The sequence below is a fragment of the Bradyrhizobium sp. USDA 4516 genome, from assembly GCF_054055915.1.
The window spans coordinates 8,623,334-8,638,922 of the sequence record NZ_JBSRXT010000001.1; the positions used below are offsets into that span (position 1 = coordinate 8,623,334).

General features: G+C 64.6%; 15 protein-coding genes. 6 read left to right on the plus strand and 9 right to left on the minus strand.

The window, feature by feature from the left end; all coding sequences use genetic code 11:
- Positions 1–8: 8 nt before the first annotated feature.
- From ACVI1L_RS40095 to ACVI1L_RS40120, 6 genes are all read right to left on the minus strand, one after another.
- Entirely contained in the window at positions 9–920 is a 912-nt protein-coding gene (locus ACVI1L_RS40095) for an ABC transporter ATP-binding protein (protein WP_456785331.1), read from the minus strand.
- 193 nt (positions 921–1,113) lie between these two features.
- The gene (gene ntrB, locus ACVI1L_RS40100) at positions 1,114–1,953 is read right to left on the minus strand and encodes a nitrate ABC transporter permease (RefSeq protein ID WP_076828430.1); all 840 of its coding nucleotides are present in this window, start codon (positions 1,951–1,953) and stop codon (positions 1,114–1,116) included.
- Between the two features lie 160 nt (positions 1,954–2,113).
- Positions 2,114–3,505, minus strand: coding sequence for an ABC transporter substrate-binding protein (locus ACVI1L_RS40105; RefSeq protein ID WP_456785332.1), 1,392 nt, complete (start codon positions 3,503–3,505; stop codon positions 2,114–2,116).
- A gap of 106 nt (positions 3,506–3,611) precedes the next feature.
- Positions 3,612–4,490, minus strand: coding sequence for a sulfurtransferase (locus ACVI1L_RS40110; RefSeq protein WP_229190908.1), 879 nt, complete (start codon positions 4,488–4,490; stop codon positions 3,612–3,614).
- Between the two features lie 125 nt (positions 4,491–4,615).
- Positions 4,616–5,815 (minus strand): acyl-CoA dehydrogenase family protein, encoded by a 1,200-nt coding sequence (locus ACVI1L_RS40115; protein WP_456785333.1) that lies wholly within the window; start codon positions 5,813–5,815, stop codon positions 4,616–4,618.
- A gap of 36 nt (positions 5,816–5,851) precedes the next feature.
- Positions 5,852–6,394, minus strand: coding sequence for an OsmC family protein (locus tag ACVI1L_RS40120; RefSeq protein WP_076828426.1), 543 nt, complete (start codon positions 6,392–6,394; stop codon positions 5,852–5,854).
- A gap of 255 nt (positions 6,395–6,649) precedes the next feature.
- Here ACVI1L_RS40120 and ACVI1L_RS40125 point away from each other — a divergent pair, with 255 nt between their 5' ends.
- Entirely contained in the window at positions 6,650–7,315 is a 666-nt protein-coding gene (locus tag ACVI1L_RS40125) for a TetR/AcrR family transcriptional regulator (protein WP_456785334.1), read from the plus strand.
- A 159-nt stretch (positions 7,316–7,474) separates the two neighbouring features.
- Positions 7,475–8,692, plus strand: coding sequence for a diguanylate cyclase domain-containing protein (locus ACVI1L_RS40130; RefSeq protein WP_456785335.1), 1,218 nt, complete (start codon positions 7,475–7,477; stop codon positions 8,690–8,692).
- Positions 8,693–8,708: 16 nt separating this feature from the next.
- On the opposite strand, the gene ACVI1L_RS40135 is transcribed toward ACVI1L_RS40130, so the two are convergent.
- Positions 8,709–9,437 carry an SDR family oxidoreductase gene (locus ACVI1L_RS40135; RefSeq protein ID WP_456785336.1) on the minus strand — a complete coding sequence of 243 codons (729 nt, stop codon included), beginning with the start codon at positions 9,435–9,437 and terminating at the stop codon, positions 8,709–8,711.
- A 244-nt stretch (positions 9,438–9,681) separates the two neighbouring features.
- Here ACVI1L_RS40135 and ACVI1L_RS40140 point away from each other — a divergent pair, with 244 nt between their 5' ends.
- Positions 9,682–10,920, plus strand: a complete 1,239-nt coding sequence (locus tag ACVI1L_RS40140) for an ABC transporter substrate-binding protein (RefSeq protein ID WP_057018459.1) — start codon at positions 9,682–9,684, stop codon at positions 10,918–10,920.
- Between the two features lie 98 nt (positions 10,921–11,018).
- Here ACVI1L_RS40140 and ACVI1L_RS40145 read toward each other — a convergent pair whose 3' ends face one another.
- Complete coding sequence (locus tag ACVI1L_RS40145; protein WP_156436332.1) at positions 11,019–11,462, minus strand: YybH family protein; 444 nt, start codon at positions 11,460–11,462, stop codon at positions 11,019–11,021.
- 192 nt (positions 11,463–11,654) lie between these two features.
- Between ACVI1L_RS40145 and ACVI1L_RS40150 the strand changes: the two genes are divergently transcribed.
- The 3 genes from ACVI1L_RS40150 (at position 11,655) to ACVI1L_RS40160 (ending at position 13,796) form a co-directional block, all read left to right on the plus strand.
- The gene (locus ACVI1L_RS40150) at positions 11,655–12,347 is read left to right on the plus strand and encodes a glutathione S-transferase C-terminal domain-containing protein (RefSeq protein ID WP_057018373.1); all 693 of its coding nucleotides are present in this window, start codon (positions 11,655–11,657) and stop codon (positions 12,345–12,347) included.
- A 181-nt stretch (positions 12,348–12,528) separates the two neighbouring features.
- Entirely contained in the window at positions 12,529–12,765 is a 237-nt protein-coding gene (locus ACVI1L_RS40155) for a hypothetical protein (RefSeq protein ID WP_156436331.1), read from the plus strand.
- 185 nt (positions 12,766–12,950) lie between these two features.
- Complete coding sequence (locus ACVI1L_RS40160; protein WP_063790120.1) at positions 12,951–13,796, plus strand: class I SAM-dependent methyltransferase; 846 nt, start codon at positions 12,951–12,953, stop codon at positions 13,794–13,796.
- Between the two features lie 339 nt (positions 13,797–14,135).
- Here the strand turns inward: ACVI1L_RS40160 and ACVI1L_RS40165 are convergent, their stop codons facing one another.
- Complete coding sequence (locus ACVI1L_RS40165; RefSeq protein ID WP_168854947.1) at positions 14,136–15,335, minus strand: TrmJ/YjtD family RNA methyltransferase; 1,200 nt, start codon at positions 15,333–15,335, stop codon at positions 14,136–14,138.
- Positions 15,336–15,589 lie beyond the last annotated feature (254 nt).

A 15,589-nucleotide genomic window follows, 5' to 3' on the forward strand; every position in this document is an offset into this window, starting at 1 on the left:
CTTGGGCTTCAGCGCGCAGCGCTCTGCGCGGGATTGGGTTCGACGGCGCGTGGCGGCGAGACGATCACGGGCTCGCCGACGCCGGGCCGCACCGTCGGCACGCGGCGCGGATCGTGACCGGTCACCTCGGCGTCAAAACTCTTGCTGCGGCTGACCAGGAAATCGACGATATGGTTGCGCAGCGCATAGTAATAGGGATGGCGGTGCAGGTCGATGCGGCCGCGCTCCTTCGGCAGCGGGTTCTCGACGATCTCGGCCAGCACGGCACCGGGACCGTTGGTCATCAGGAAGATCTTGTCGGCAAGGAAGATCGCCTCGTCGACGTCATGGGTGATCATGAAGGTGGTCTGCCCGGTCTCCAGGCAGATCCGCCGCACCTCGTCCTGCAGCGTGCCGCGGGTCAGCGCGTCGAGCGCCGAGAACGGCTCGTCCATCAGCATGATCTTCGGGGTGATCGACAGCGCCCGCGCGATGCCGACGCGCTGTTTCATGCCGCCGGAGAGCTCGGACGGATGCTTGTGCTCGGAGCCGGTGAGCCCGACGAGATCGATGAACTTCTGCGCATGCGCCTTCACCCGCGCACGGTCCCATTTGCGCCATTTCGAACTGACAGCATAGGCGACATTGCCCGACACGGTGCGCCACGGCAGCAGCGCATGGCTTTGGAAGATCACGGCGCGGTCGAGGCTGGTGCCCTCGATCCCCTGCCCGTCGACGATCACCGTGCCCTCGCTCGGCTCGTCGAGGCCGGCGAGGATGTTCAGCACCGTGGTCTTGCCGCAGCCGGAATGGCCGATCACGCAGCCGAACTCGCCGCGCGCCATCGACAGCCAGAAATTCTCGAACACCGTGGTGACGCCGCCGCCGGCGCCGGGATAGCGCCGCGCAATGCCCTCGATCGAAATGAACTTGTCGGTCATCCGCGGTAGCTCCACGAATGGACTGCGCTCCCTCGCCCCGCTCTTCGCGGGGAGAGGGTTGGGAGGGGCTTCCTCCGCGAGCACGGCGGCAGATAGACTCGCGGAAACTCCCCCTCACCCGATCGCTTCGCAATCGACGTCTCCCCGCAGGCGGGGCGAGGTGAAGGGGCTGCAATGCGGCTGTCGGTCATCGCTACTCCGGAAACGTCACCATGCGCGTGAACCGCGCCAGCACCTGGTCGAGCAGCATGCCGACGAGGCCGATCAAGAGGATTGCGATGATCACATTGGTGATCGACAGGTTATTCCACTCGTTCCAGACGAAATAGCCGATGCCGGTACCGCCGACGAGCATCTCGGCGGCGACGATCACGAGCCAGGCGATCCCGATCGAGATCCGCATGCCCGTCAGGATCGTCGGCGCCGCCGCCGGCAGGATCACGGTGAAGGCGCGCCTGATGGTGCCGACCTCGAGCGTGCGCGCGACGTTGATCCACTCCTTGCGCACACCCGCGACCCCAAACGCGGTGTTGAGCAGCATCGGCCACACCGAGCAGATGAAAATGACAAAGATCGCCGAGATCGAGGAATCCTTGATCGTGTAGAGCGCGAGCGGCATCCAGGCCAGCGGCGAGATCGGCTTCAGCACCTGGATGAACGGATCAAGCGCCCTGCTGATCAGCGGCGACATGCCGATCATGAAGCCGAGCGGGATCGCGACGACGACCGCGATCAGATAGCCGAGCCCGACGCGCCCGATCGAATAGGCGAGCTGGATGCCGAGCCCCTTGTCGTTCGGGCCATTGTCGTAGAACGGCCGCTTCAGATGCTCCCACAGCTTGGCGCCGACATCGAGCGGTCCGGGCATCGCCGATTTGCCCTGCGTCGCGGTCAGCCCCATCAGCCTGGCGTATTCGGGGCTCATGGCCGCCGTCGTGCCGCTGCCGCGGGTGGCGAGGTGCCAGGCGCCGAGGAAGGCGCAGAGCAGCGCGATCGAGACGATGGCGGCGCGAAGGCGAAGGGGCAGCATCATCGCGCCCACTCTTTCAACCCGTCGTCCCGGCGAAAGCCGGGACCCATACGCCGTGCCGTCGCGATAAGGCACGCGGGGAGACGCCGTGCCGAATCACTGGCTGTTGGGGTTATGGGTCCCGGCCTTCGCCGGGACGACATCGTGGAGAAAGCTTGCTCTCTCACGACGATTTCCTGATCTTGAAGCTCGCGAGATAATCGTCGGGCTTGGCCGGATCGAAGCTCTTGCCCATCACCGAGAACGACTTGTACGAGGTGGCGGGTGGCGCGAGGCCCATCTCGGCCATCACCTTCTTGGTATCGGTGGCGAGATAGACCTGCTCGGCGACCGCCTTGTAGTCGACGTCGCCCTTGATCTGGCCCCAGCGCTTCATCTGCGTCAGCATCCACACCGCAAAGGACTGCCAGGGGAACGGATCGAAATCGACGCGCTTCGGATCGGTTTTCACGCCACCGAGCCCGTCGGCATAGGTGCCGGTCAGCACCTGCTCCAGCACCGTCACCGGCGCGTTGATGTAGTTGGCCGGCGCAATCGCTTCCGCGATCTGCTTGCGGTTCTCGGCCTTCGCCGCGTAGCCGGTGGCATCCACGATCGCGCGGGTCAGCGCCGCGAAGGAATTCGGCGCCGTCGTGATAAACTCGCGGCTGGCGGCAAAGCTGCAGCAGGGATGGCCGTCCCAGATCTCCTTGGAGAGGATGTGCAGGAAGCCGACCCCGTCATAGATCGCGCGCTGGCAGATATTGTCGGGCGCGAGGAAACCGTCGATGTTGTCGGCGCGCAGATTGGCGACCATCTCCGGCGGCGGCACCGAGCGAAGCTGCACGTCGGTATCCGGGTCGAGCCCGTGCTCGGCGAGGTAATAGCGCAGCAGATAATTGTGCATGGAGTAGTCGAACGGAATGGCGAACTTCATGCCCTTCCAGTCCTTCGGATCGCGCCTGTCCTTGTGCTTCATGGCCAGCGTGATGCCCTGCCCGTTGATGTTCTCGATCGCAGGGACCGTGAACGGGATGGCGTTGGCGCCAAGGCCGAGCGAGATCGCGATCGGCATCGGCGCCAGCATGTGGGCGGCGTCGTATTCCTTGTTGATGGTCTTGTCGCGAATGACCGCCCAGCCGGCGGTCTTCACCACCTCGACGTTGAGGCCCTGCTTGGCATAGAAGCCGAGCGGCGCCGCCATGATGATCGGGGTCGCGCAGGTGATCGGGATGAAGCCGACCTTGAGGTCCTTCTTCTCCGGCGGTCCGGCGTCGGCGAACGCCTCTGTCGCCGTCTTCAGCGGGAAGAACTGTGACAGCGCGGCGAGCGCCGTCGCTACGCCAACCGATTTCAGGAAAGCGCGGCGCGCGACATCCTGCGGAAACACCGCCCGCATCACCGCCGACGCGACGATGCCTTCGTAACGCTTCTGTTCGCTGAGGTCGGCGACCGGCTCGCAGCGCAACGTGCGCGCGGCCTGCTCATGCTCGGCGGCTGAGCGATGCCAGCCGCAGGCGCAACCCGATCGCGTGAGCACGCGGTCGACGTCGAAGGGATCATCTGACATGGACATACTGCGCCCCATTGTCGCACCGAAACGCGGAGAACTCCGCGATCCGGTTCATTGATCGGCGTCCGGCCGCGTTTTGCGCCGCCGGACACCAACAAACATGCAGGTTCTATGCCGCCTTGCCGGTGACGACGGCCGCGGTCGGCAAGCCCTCATCGATCGGCAGCGACGGGTCGCGCGACCACTCGTTCCAGGAGCCGAAGTACATCCGCACGTCCTTCACGCCGGCATTCTTCAGCGCCAGGAAGGTGTTCGAGGCGCGCGCGCCCTTGAAGCAGTAGAGATAGACCGGCGTGGTCTGCGAGATGCCGACGGTGGCGCATTCCGCCAGGATCTCATCCTTCGACTTGAAGCGCGGGCCCTCGGCGGTCGGCTTCATCATGCGGTACCATTCCAGCCACACCGCGCCGGGAATGCGGCCCTTGCGCGGGCAGAAATCCTTGCCATAGGGCGAGGAGCTTTCGCCGATCCACTCGTCGACGTCGCGCACGTCGAGGATCGCAACGCCGGGCTTGCCGACCGCCGCCAGCATCGCCTTGGCGTCGATCATGATATCGCCGGCCTCCGGTACGATCGCAAAGGCGGCCTTCGCCGGCACCGCCACGTCGGTGGTCACCGGCAGGTCGGCCGCCTTCCAGGCATCGAAGCCGCCATGCAGCACCTTGATCCTGGGATAGCCCAGCATTGTCAGAAGATAGTAGCCGCGGCAGGACTGCCCGAAGCCGGAATTCATCGACTGCTCGTAGATCACGGCGGTCTCCTTGCCGGAGAGACCGGCGGCACCGAACGCGTCGGCGAACTTGGTCTTCAGCTCGTGGATGCCTTCCGGCGTCGAGGTCGCGAGGAAGGTGAAGATGTCATGCACATTGACGGCACCGGGCAAATGGCCGGCCGCATAGGCATCCGGATTTCGCGTGTCGATGATGACACACGGGTCTTTCTTGACGAGCTCGGCAAGTTCGCCGGCGGTGATCAGAACGTCCGTCATGGCAGCCTCTCCTGTCTGTGGTTGCAGTTGTGGTGGTCCCGAACTTGTTTGAGCATGATCTCCGCGCAAACGCGTTCCGCGTTTGTCGCGAGGGAAAACCGGTTTCCACTTTTCCGGATCATGCTTCAGCCGTCCGCCAGCATCTTGCGCAGCTGCTTGGTGGCGGGCGTGACGATGGCGACGAAATAGGCCTCGCGCAGCCTGCGCTGGGCGCGGTGGCTCATCAGATAGCCGCGCGCGCCGCAATGGAGCATCGCGGCATGTGCGAATGCGACGCTGGCATCGCCGATCCGCAGTCGCAGTGCGACGACGCGGCGCCAATAGCTGTCATCGGCATTGTAGGGGTCGCTTGCCAGCGCCATCGCCTCCTTCTCGAACTCGGCATGGAGCTCGCGGAATTGCAGCGGCTGTTGCGGCAGATAGCGGTTGACGTGTCCGAGCGGCGCATGGACCTCGTCCATGATGTTGATGCAATCCTTCATCAGCCCAAGGCCCATGCCGGCCTGCAACAGGATGAAGCCGGCGCGGATTTTCTTGACGAACGGCGCAGCCGGCTCGGCCAGGATCAGTTCGTCCGGCACGAACACGTCGCGAAACTGGACGCCATAGGTACCGGTGCCGTCCATCGCCAGGAACGGCTTGCAGGGCGTCAGCGTGATCGCGGGATCGGAGCAGTCGGCGAGGAACATCACGGTGCTGCCCAGCTCGCCGCTTGCGATGCTGCCCGGCTCGCCGCTTGCGATGCCGCCCGGCTCGCCGCCTGCGGTGCCGCCCGGCTCGCCCTTGGCGCCCTCGTCCTCGCGCTCGAAGATCGTACCGAAGTAATGGCCGGGACCGAGATTCGACACCCAGGGCAGCGCGCCGCGGACGATGTAGCCGCCATCGACCTTGCGGCCCTTCAGCTTCAGCCGCTCGATGCCGAAGAAGCTCTTCATCGGGTTGGAAAGCCCGGTGCCGCCGAGCGCGCGCCCGCGGGCAAAGCAGTCACCGAAGCGCGCGGCGAGCTTCATGTTGGTGGAATTGGCGACGTACCAGACCAGCGTGTTCTGACACCACGCCATGAATGCGGTGGCACCGCAGACCTCGCCGAGCGCGGCCATCGACTGGATGGCCCAGCGCAGGTCGGCAGGCCCCTCCTGCGGCACATGGCTGCTCCAGGCGCCGACCTTGCCGAGCCGGCGCAGGAATTCGCCGGGATAGACCGAGCCGGCGTCGACCGCGGCTGCGATCGGCGCCAGCTCCTGACGGGCAAGGCGGGCAACCTCGTCCGCAATGGTCGGTGCGGGATCTTGAGCTGCGACCCGCGACAAAGCCAGTGAACCCATGGATGATCTCCGCACCTTGAATTGCCGGTCGGGCGCTTACGCGCTGACCTCGAGATTGACGGGACGGGTGAAGGTGTTGGCGACCGGCGACCACTTCTTCACATGCGCGACCAGCGCGTCGATCTCGTCCTGCGGGACGCCCTCGCACTCCATGTCGACCTTGACGCGGACGTCGGTGAAGCCGACCGGCTTCTCGCTGACGTCGCCGGTGCCCCACACCGCGGTAATGTTGAGATCGCCCTCGAGCTCGAGCTCGAGCTTGTTGACGATCCAGCCGCGATGCACGGCGTTGGCGTGCAGGCCGACAGCGAGGCAGGAGCCAAGCGCGGCGAGCGAGGCCTCGGAGGGATTGGGCGCGGTGTCGTCGCCGAGCAGGCCCGGTGGCTCGTCGACGATGTAGGGCGCGAGGTTGCGGATGTAGTTGGCGTGGCGGAACTTGCCCTCGGCCACCGTCTTGCACTTCAAGGTCTTGATCACCTTCGGGTTGGCCTTGCCGTTGGCAATCAGCTGCTCGAGCCCGCCTCTGTCGATCGGCGCGAGGCAGCCGGTCAGTGCGGTTTTCTGGGCGACAGCGGTCATCAGTTTTCTCCCTGGGAGCGATGGAATTGGTCAGGATACCGAACGGTCTGTTTCCTGCACGAAGCGTGCCAGTCCTGCCGCAAATCAAAAGCCGAAATCCCGCAGGCGCTTAAGCGGGGCTGCCTGCGGATTGATCAGGGCGCGGCTGCTCAATCGCCAAGCAAATGGCGCGCGACCGCGATGATTTTCAGCGCATCGATAGGGGCATGAAGATGCGACTTGATGATTCTGCCGCGCTCCGATTTACTGACGTGCATGGCCAAATCGCTTGCGAAGAAAAGAACTGCCGCGGCGTTCACCGCCGGCGACGATGAATCGGCGCGCGGGCGCCTGCTGAACGCCGCAACCCATCTGTTCTGCAAGAACGGCATCAACGCCACCGGCATCGATGCGATCATCGACGAGGCCGGAACCGCGAAGACGACGCTCTACAAGCTGTTCGGCTCGAAGACCAACCTCGTGCATGCGGTGCTGGAGAGCGAAGGCCGCCAGTGGCGCGAATGGTTCATCGGCGCGATCGAGGCCGGCGGCGGCGATCCGCAGACCAAGCTGTCGCGGATCTTCCCTGCCCTGAAGACCTGGTTCGCCGAGGAGCGCTTCTACGGCTGCCCCTTCATCAACGCGGTCGCCGAGCACGACAAGGACGCCAAGCAGTTCCGCAACATCGCGCTGAAGCACAAGAAGGTGGTGCTGGCGCATATCGAGAAGCTCGCCGGCGAGATGGGCGCGGCCGAGCCGGCCGTGCTCGCGCACCAGCTCGCGCTTCTGATCGACGGCGCCATCGTCGCGGCCATGGTGTCGTGCGATCCGACTGTCGCCGACACCGCGGGCCTTGCCGCCAGCAATCTGTTCGCGCCGGCCAAGGCGAAGAAGCCGAAGCGCGCCGGCGGCGCGGCCGAACAACAGCTCCTCGCCGTGTAACGCAACGGCCGCATCGCGACCTCCGGCGTCGGTATTTCTGCGGCGCGATCGCCCGCCGGGTTTACCTGCCGTCAATCACGCCGCGCGATCGGAGCCGGCCTTAAACGCCTGTTAGGTCCGGCCGGGTCAGTTGCACGGTGAAAGTACGAGGCAAGAACAATGCAGTCCGAAAAAGGACGATACAGCCAGCCGCGCTGGGGCGTGACGCGCTGGCTCGCCGACGCCGGACCGGGCGTACCTGACGACATCCGCGCGGCGCTGATCGGGGATCTCTACGGCTCGCTGCCGGTGTTTGCGGCTGGCGCGGTCAATATGGTCGCAGTCGCAGCCGTGATCGCGATCCGCGAGCCGACCGCGCTGTTCATCAATTGGGTCGTTCTCGAACTCGTCATCTGCCTCTCGCGCCTCGCCGTGCTCGTGGTTGCGCATCGCGCCGCGCGCGAGCAGCGGCCGACCCCGACCGATCTGCATCTCGTGCTTGCAGTCGCCTGGAGCGCCAGCGTCGGCTTCGGCATCCTGATCAGCCTCGCAAGCGGCGACTGGGTGGTTGCGCTGCTGGCTTCGCTATCGGCGGCGGCGATGGTCGGCGGCATCTGCTTCCGAAATTTCAGCGCCCCGCGCCTTGCCGGCACCATGATCCTGCTGAGCCTCGGACCGATCGTTCCGGGCGCGGCCCTTGCCGGCGAGCCGCTGCTCTTCATCGTCGTCATGCAGGTGCCGCTGTATCTCACGGCGATGACGGTTGCGGCCTTCCGTCTCAACAAGATGCTGATCGCCACCATGCGCGCCGAGCGCGAGAACGGCCATCTTGCCCATCACGACACCCTGACCGGCCTGCGCAATCGCGCCGGCTTCGTCGCGGCGCTGAACGCGAAGCTGGCGGCTCCCGCCGGGAATGGCAGGCCCTTTGCGCTGCTGTTCTTCGACCTCGACAATTTCAAGCCGGTCAACGACACCTATGGCCACGCCGCCGGCGACCAGGTGCTGATGCTGACCGCGGAGCGGCTGCGGCGCGCGCTGCCCGAAACCGCGGTAATCGCACGGCTCGGCGGCGATGAGTTCGTGGTGCTGGTCAACGGCGTCACCGCGGAACAGGCGCTCACGGCCGGCCAGCGCATCATCCAGACCGTCACGATGCCCTATCAACTCGCGGGCGGCATCTCGGCCGAGGTCGGCGTCAGCGTCGGCATCGCGGTGTCGCCTGAGCACGGCACCGAGGCCGAACAGCTGCTGGCGGCCGCCGACGCCGCGCTGTACGAGGCGAAATCCGAAGGCAAGGCACAGTGCCGCATGGCCTCCGTCGCGACCAATGTCGCCGCACTGCGCCGCCTCACGCAGCACAGCCCGGCGCCCGCCACCGATCGCAGCGCCGCCTGAGGCGCGGCGCTCGCCGTTACAGGTCGAAATTCGTCGGCAGCATCACGACGTCGCGGATCGTCATGCCGCGCGGCCGGGTCAGCATGAACATCACGACCTCGGCGACTTCGCTGGCCTCCAGCAGGCTTCCGGCCGCCTTGGCCTCCGCAAGCTTCTCGGGCGGCCAGTCCGCCAGCAGCGCGCTGATCACGGGCCCGGGCGAGATCGAGCCGACGCGGATGCCGTGCTTGAACACCTGGCGCCGCACCGTCTGCACGAAGCAGTTGACCGCCCATTTCGACGACGCATAGACCGGCTCCCACGGCGTCGGGAAATGCGCGGCGAGCGAGCTCGTGACGATGATGTCGCCGGTGCCGCGCGCGATCATGTGCGGCAGCACGTCGTGCACGTTCTTCATCACGACGTTGACGTTGAGGTTCAGCATCCGGTCGATCGCCGCGGTGTCGGCATCGACGAGGTCGCCGCCGACATAGATGCCGGCATTGGCGTGCAGGATGTCGAGCTGGCCGGTCTTCTCGAGCACCTTGGGCAGCAAGGTCGAACACTCCCCGGGATCGATCAGGTCGATCACCAGCGGGACCACCGCATCGCCATGCTCGCGGGCGAGCGCTTGCAGCGCGGCGGCATCGCGGTCGACCATCACCACGCGCGCGCCCGCGGCCAGCATCGCCGTGCTGCTCGCCAGTCCGATCCCCGACGCCGCCCCGGTCACGGCCGCTACCTTGCCTTCCAGTGCTTTCGCCATCGGTCCACCCTGCTGAGATCACCAAGACATCCGCCGCAGTATAGCAATCCCGGGCGGCATGTCGGTAACCGAGGATGGGGAACGCGGCCTCCGCGGCTGACATCGCGCGAAAATTTCAGATGGTAGCGACTGCACACAAGTCCCAAAGCACCGCTGTGGAATGCTGCGCGCCGACATGCCCGTCAGAGGCTGCCAAACGGCCAATAATGCCAAAACGGCCAACAAGAAGAAGCGGAGGACTGCAATGACAAGGAACCGTTCGCCCCGTCTATCGCGCCGTCATCTCATCAAGGGCGCCGCAGCCACGTCAGCCACGGTGCTGCTCGGCGGGCCCGCGATCGCCAAGAGCAAGACGGAGGGCAAGACCGAGATCGTCATCGGCAACATCGACGCCTATTCGGGACCGGCCGCGGTCTATTCGTCGATCGGCCGCACCCCCGGCGGCTATTTCAAGATGATCAACGAGCAAGGCGGCATCAATGGCCGCATGATCAAGTATATCACCTATGACGATGCCTACAGCCCGGCCAAGACCGTCGAGCAGGCGCGCAAGCTGGTCGAAGGCGACGAGATCGACGTGCTGTTTGCGCCGCTTGGCGCGCCGACCAACGCGGCGATCATGAAGTACATGAACCAGAAGAAGGTCCCGCACCTCTTCATTGCCTCGGGCGCGACCAAGTTCGGCGACTACAAGAATTTCCCCTACACCATGGGTTTCCAGCCCTGCTACCAGATCGAGGGCCGCGCCTTCGCGCAGCATGTGCTGTCGACACAGAACGATCCCAAAATCGGCATCGTCTACCAGAACGACGATTTCGGCCGCGACGTGCTGAAGGGCTTCAAGGACGGACTTGGCGCCAGGACGTCCGCAATCGTGGCGGAGCTGTCCTATGAGACCGCCGACCCGACCATCGACAGCCAGGTGGTCCGCTGCAAATCCGCCGGCGCCAACGTGTTCATGAGCATGACCACACCAAAATTCGCCGCCCAAGGCATCAAGAAGATCGCCGAGCTCGGCTGGCAACCGGCGCACTACATCGGCAACAACGCCTCCTCCGCCGGCTCGACGCTGAAAGCCGCGGGCTTCGACGTCTCCAAGGGGATCATTTCGAGCGCCTACCTGAAGGATCCCGTCGACGCCGCCTGGGACAGCGATCCCGCCATCCAGAAATGGCGCGCGTTCCTCGACAAATATGATCCGGCCGCCGCCAAGAACGACATCTACGCGGTCACCGGCTATCTCACCAGCCAGATCCTGGTCCAGGTGCTCAAGCAGTGCGGCGACGACGTCTCGTCCGAAAGCATCATCAAGCAGGCGGCCAACCTGAAGGATTTCGAATCCGACATGCTGCTGCCCGGCATCCGGATCAACACCTCGCCATCAGACTATTATCCGCTCGAGCAGCTGCAACTGGTGCGTTTCAGCGGCGAGCGCTACGAGCCGATGGGACCGGTGATCGACGGCGGGATCTCGAAGGCGTGATCGTCCCGGGCGTGCACCGCTGGCGCGAACTGCGCCGGTAGACTTCATCGAAGCCGCGCGCCGAAGCGCGCGGCGGTATCGTCGTCCGGATGCCCCTGCTACTTCGGCGGCGGCTTGGGCATCGCCGACAGCAAGCGAATTTTGAGCTTGCCTCCCTCGGTCACGTAAGTTGCTGTCCAGATGCCCCCTGTCTCGATAGGCGCGCCGCTTTGGTTCTTGCCCGAGATGCGATACCCGCCGATGGCGAGCGCCATGTCCGGGCCCAGCGGCCATGCCTGGTCCACCGTGATTTCCTCATGGTCGAACCCGGCCTTGAAGGCGCCTTGATAAAACTCTGCAATGTCGGAGCGCGGCCCCGCAGGATTGACGTGGACGCCACCGGTCGCGAACAGCGCGGCAATTCCCGCACCATCCTGCTTGTTGAAACTCGCCGCATATTCGGAAGCAATCCCTTCGACCTTTTGCTTTGGATCACCGTCCGCGGCCATTGCCGACAGCGAAAAGACCATCAGGAATAGGCATGAGAAGCACGTCCGCAGCATCGCAATTCCTCCCTGAAAATATCTGTATTAAAAATCGCCCGACCCGGGACGAGGACGACAATAAGACATCAACTACGGATTGTAGGCAATCGTTTCAGGCGTTGCGGCGCAACACGCGGGCTTGCCTGCCCGACGTATCCAGCCGACGGATTCTGAGGTAGCGTGTAGCGACCTCGAACGTGGCGAGCCATCATGCTCACGCTCTATTCCTATCCGCCGTTGTTCGGCGTCGCCGACAACAATGGCTATGGTCTGAAGGTATTCGCTTTTCTGAAGCTCGCCGGCGTACCGTTCCGGCACGAACATATTTTCGATGCATCGAAGGCACCGCGCAAGCAATTGCCCTATGTCGTCGACGGCGACGACACTGTCGGCGACAGCGAGACCATCCTCGCCTATGTCACCGGAAAATATGGCGTGACGCTGGATGCCGCGCTGACGCCGGCGCAACGCACGACCAACCTCCTCGTCACGCGGACGCTCGACGATCTCTACTGGGTAATGTCCTATTCACGCTGGCAGGACGCGCGCTATTGGCTCCAATTCCGCGACGCGCTCAAGCGCGAGCATCCGGCCCTCACCGACGACGGCTTGATGAAGGCCAAGGAGTTCAACGCCCAGCGCTATTATTACCAGGGCATCGGCCGCTTCGAGCCCGACGCCGCGATGGCCCGCGGTCTCGCCGATCTCGCCGCACTGGCGAGCCTGATCCCGAGCCAAGGCTATGTGCATGGCGACAGGCCGACGACCATCGACGCCGGCATCTATGGCTTCGTGGCCAACATCTACTTTTACGACATCGAGACGCCGTTGAAGCAATTCGTGGTCTCGCACGATGCCCTGGTACAACATTGCCGCGCCATCCACGCGGCAGTGAGCAAGTGAGCCCGGGCCAACTCAACCTCTAACTCGCAATAGTGACGTCCGCGGCGGTGAGCGAACAGGCCGTTGCTCCGTCCCCGGCGCAGGTGGATCTATCTGCGCTGGCGTGTCGCAGCCGGCCCTCTCACAACTAGATCGATTTCAGGGATAGTATCCCGTCCCTGCGCTAACTGCGGAGCCGGTCATGGCTTCAAAACTGTCTTCGGGCATTTTCGCGTTAGTCCTCGTTGGAGCAGCAGTGCTTTTGGTTGCAGGTCCGCCACCTGCATGGGGCCTGCTGTTGCTCGGCGCCTTCGCACTGGCGGCGCTCTATATTTTTGCGAGAATGAGGTCGCGCAACGATCCGCTCGATCCACGCTTCGGTAGCTGCATCCCTCCGATTTCCAAGCCGAAGGGCGGCGGCAATGAATCCACCACCTGAGCGCACAGCATCGATCAGATGCGGATCGCGCGAAGACGTCCTGATGGCCTAGAGCCGAGATGCAAAGCACGTTGGCTGCAATTGGCTAATGCCCGGTACAGAGATTTCAGCTTCGCGTTCGATCTGGAATTTTGTGCAGTTTGTTTCAGACGACACTCCATTTTCAGCACCAGGAGATTGATCAAATGCAGACGCCCACGCCAAACCCACGGGGAGCAGAGTTCTGGAACAGCACCATGGGGCACTCATGGGTTTCGCAGCAAGCCGTGATCAGCGAAGTCTTCACGTCGGTCACCAACGTCAGCCTGGGTGCCGCGGCGGCAAAGCCGGGTGAGCGTGTCATCGATATCGGATGCGGCACCGGTGACACAGTGTTGGCGTTCGCCAAGGTTGTTGGTCCGTCGGGTGCCGTGGTGGGTGTCGATATCTCGGTTCCGATGCTGGATCTGGCCAGGCATCGTGTCGCCGAGGCGGGATTTGGCAACGTGACCTGTGCGCTGGCCGACGCAACGATCTACGGCTTCGAACCGCGCTGGGCGGATCTGGTGTATTCGCGTTTTGGCCTGATGTTCTTCGATGACCCGGTCAAGGCCTTCACCAACATCCGCGGCGGCATGAAAGCGGGCGGGCGGCTGGTGTTCGTCTGTTTTCGCACCATGCCGGAGTCGCCGTGGTTTCGCGTACCCATCGAGGCGGCCCGACCGCACGTGCCGCCACAGCCGCCGCTCGATCCATTGGCGCCCGGGATGTTTTCGTTCGCGCGCGAGGATCGCGTTCGCGGCATCCTGACCGAGGCCGGGTTTCACGAGATTGCGCTGAAGGCCACCGACGTGCCGATCGATGGCGGCGACATCACGCAAAGCATGGCCTTCATCACGCAGGCCGGCCCGCTGCCTGCGCTGCTCGAGAATGCCACGGACGATCAACGTCATCGCGCCATGGAAGCGGTACGCAACGCGCTCGCCGCAAGCCTCGGAGCGGATGGGCGCGACCTGCATGTGGGTCTGTGGCTCGTGTCGGCACGAGCCTAGCGAGATGCTGCCTGCTGGATCGTGAAGACAGATACCACGCCATCCGCGCCGCGCGGCGCCTTCTGTAATCAGAGCGGCGAAACGAGATGCAAAGCTCGGCGAAGCGAGGCGCGAGAACGTGGATGTATGACTCAACGATCGTGCAACACATTCGATGTCGTCCCTGCGAAAGCAGGGACCCATAACCACAAATGCTGATTGTCTTGCGACGGTGGAACGACGAATCTCTTCAACAACATGAGCCGCGGCGTATGGGTCCCGGCCTTCGCCGGGACGACACGTGGAGGGAGCTACGCGCCCGAATCCACGCGAACGACGCGGACGGAACGGCAGCGTAAGCTACCGCTCCTGCCGCAGCCCCGCCTCCAGCCGCGCGAGCTCGGCGTCGAGGTCGCACTCGACATCGGCAACCTGCATGTCGACCACCCGATAGTCGCGCGCTTCGAGCCAGGCTCTGCGCTTGGCGCGGTCGGCCCCGATGGCCTCGCTCTCGTTCGGGTTGACCAGCTCGATCGCAAGCCGGTGCACGAAGGAGACGAAGTCGGGGATGTGGCGGCCGACCGGGGTCTGGCGCTTGAACTGACCGGCGAAGCGGCGGTCCCGCGTCAGCGCCTGCCACAGGGTCCGTTCGGCGTCGGTCGGGTTGCGGCGGAGCAGCCGGGCGAGGCCGCGCACGGTGCTGCTGCTGTCGGCGGTCGCGCCGCCCTGCCCCTGCTCGGCGAGCAGCGCCCGCAAGCGCGTCGCCTGGGCGCCGTCGAGCACGCCGCCCTTGGCCGGGCCCTTGCGGCCCTCGGCGATCGCCATCACCACGCCGTGCAGCGTGTGCATGTCCTGCTTGGTCGGATCCATCCTCGTGAAGATGTTGCGCAGGTTCACCAGCATGGTGTCGCGCTTCTCCGCCGGCCGCAGGAACTCGACCTTGTCGAGCTCGGCGACGAGGTTGTCGAAGAAGGCCTGCATCTGGTGCTGGGAGGCCGGCTCGGACCGCTCGGGCATCGCGAACGGCAGCGCACCCGCGGTCGACAGCTTGAACCACTCGTAGCCCATCAACAGCACCGCCTGCGCCAGATTGAGCGAGGCGAAGCCTGGATTGACCGGGAAGGTGATGATGCGGTTGGCGAGCGCGACCTCCTCATTGGTCAGGCCGGCGCGCTCGCGCCCGAACAGGATGCCGGCGCCGCCGCCCGACGCGACATGGCCGACGATCTCACCCGCCGCGCCCTCCGGCCCGACCACCGGCTTGGCCTGGTCGTGGGCCCGGGCGGTGGTCGCAAACACCAGCGTGAGATCGGCGATCGCCTGCTCGACGGTGTCGAACAGCTCGACGGAACCGATGATGTGGTCGGCACCGGCGGCCGCGCGCTGGGCGGCAATGTTCGGCCAGCCGTCGCGCGGGTTGACGATGCGCATCCTCGACAGCGCGAAGTTGCCCATCGCGCGCGCGGCCATGCCGATGTTCTCGCCAAGCTGCGGTTCGACCAGGATGACGACGGGACCGGCAAGGTCGTGCCCTGCCTTGGTCTTGTCGGTGCCGGACATCTCAGTTCACTTTCTGATTCAACGTCTGAAGATTTTGAATCAGCTTCCGAGGACGCTGATTCAAAATCTCATGCAGGGGTCCAGGACCGCACCGACCAGCTTTGCACCGGTTTTGCGCGGGACCATTTTCTCCAAGGAGATAACAGGGTTAGCGGCGTTTGCGAATCCTCAATCGGAATCCCAATCGCAAGAAGCGAAGGCTGCCGCTTGCGCGCACTTGGCCTTCGGATAGGCTATCAACCACAACCAAAGCG

What these genes read in the sequence shown, in the direction of transcription:
- ACVI1L_RS40095 (WP_456785331.1), bottom strand. Translation starts at nt 920, where the DNA reads ATGACCGACAAGTTCATTTCGATCGAGGGCATTGCGCGGCGCTATCCC.
- ntrB (WP_076828430.1), bottom strand. Translation starts at nt 1,953, where the DNA reads ATGATGCTGCCCCTTCGCCTTCGCGCCGCCATCGTCTCGATCGCGCTG.
- ACVI1L_RS40105 (WP_456785332.1), bottom strand. Translation starts at nt 3,505, where the DNA reads ATGTCCATGTCAGATGATCCCTTCGACGTCGACCGCGTGCTCACGCGA.
- ACVI1L_RS40110 (WP_229190908.1), bottom strand. Translation starts at nt 4,490, where the DNA reads ATGACGGACGTTCTGATCACCGCCGGCGAACTTGCCGAGCTCGTCAAG.
- ACVI1L_RS40115 (WP_456785333.1), bottom strand. Translation starts at nt 5,815, where the DNA reads ATGGGTTCACTGGCTTTGTCGCGGGTCGCAGCTCAAGATCCCGCACCG.
- ACVI1L_RS40120 (WP_076828426.1), bottom strand. Translation starts at nt 6,394, where the DNA reads ATGACCGCTGTCGCCCAGAAAACCGCACTGACCGGCTGCCTCGCGCCG.
- ACVI1L_RS40125 (WP_456785334.1), top strand. Translation starts at nt 6,650, where the DNA reads ATGGCCAAATCGCTTGCGAAGAAAAGAACTGCCGCGGCGTTCACCGCC.
- ACVI1L_RS40130 (WP_456785335.1), top strand. Translation starts at nt 7,475, where the DNA reads ATGCAGTCCGAAAAAGGACGATACAGCCAGCCGCGCTGGGGCGTGACG.
- ACVI1L_RS40135 (WP_456785336.1), bottom strand. Translation starts at nt 9,437, where the DNA reads ATGGCGAAAGCACTGGAAGGCAAGGTAGCGGCCGTGACCGGGGCGGCG.
- ACVI1L_RS40140 (WP_057018459.1), top strand. Translation starts at nt 9,682, where the DNA reads ATGACAAGGAACCGTTCGCCCCGTCTATCGCGCCGTCATCTCATCAAG.
- ACVI1L_RS40145 (WP_156436332.1), bottom strand. Translation starts at nt 11,462, where the DNA reads ATGCTGCGGACGTGCTTCTCATGCCTATTCCTGATGGTCTTTTCGCTG.
- ACVI1L_RS40150 (WP_057018373.1), top strand. Translation starts at nt 11,655, where the DNA reads ATGCTCACGCTCTATTCCTATCCGCCGTTGTTCGGCGTCGCCGACAAC.
- ACVI1L_RS40155 (WP_156436331.1), top strand. Translation starts at nt 12,529, where the DNA reads ATGGCTTCAAAACTGTCTTCGGGCATTTTCGCGTTAGTCCTCGTTGGA.
- ACVI1L_RS40160 (WP_063790120.1), top strand. Translation starts at nt 12,951, where the DNA reads ATGCAGACGCCCACGCCAAACCCACGGGGAGCAGAGTTCTGGAACAGC.
- ACVI1L_RS40165 (WP_168854947.1), bottom strand. Translation starts at nt 15,335, where the DNA reads ATGTCCGGCACCGACAAGACCAAGGCAGGGCACGACCTTGCCGGTCCC.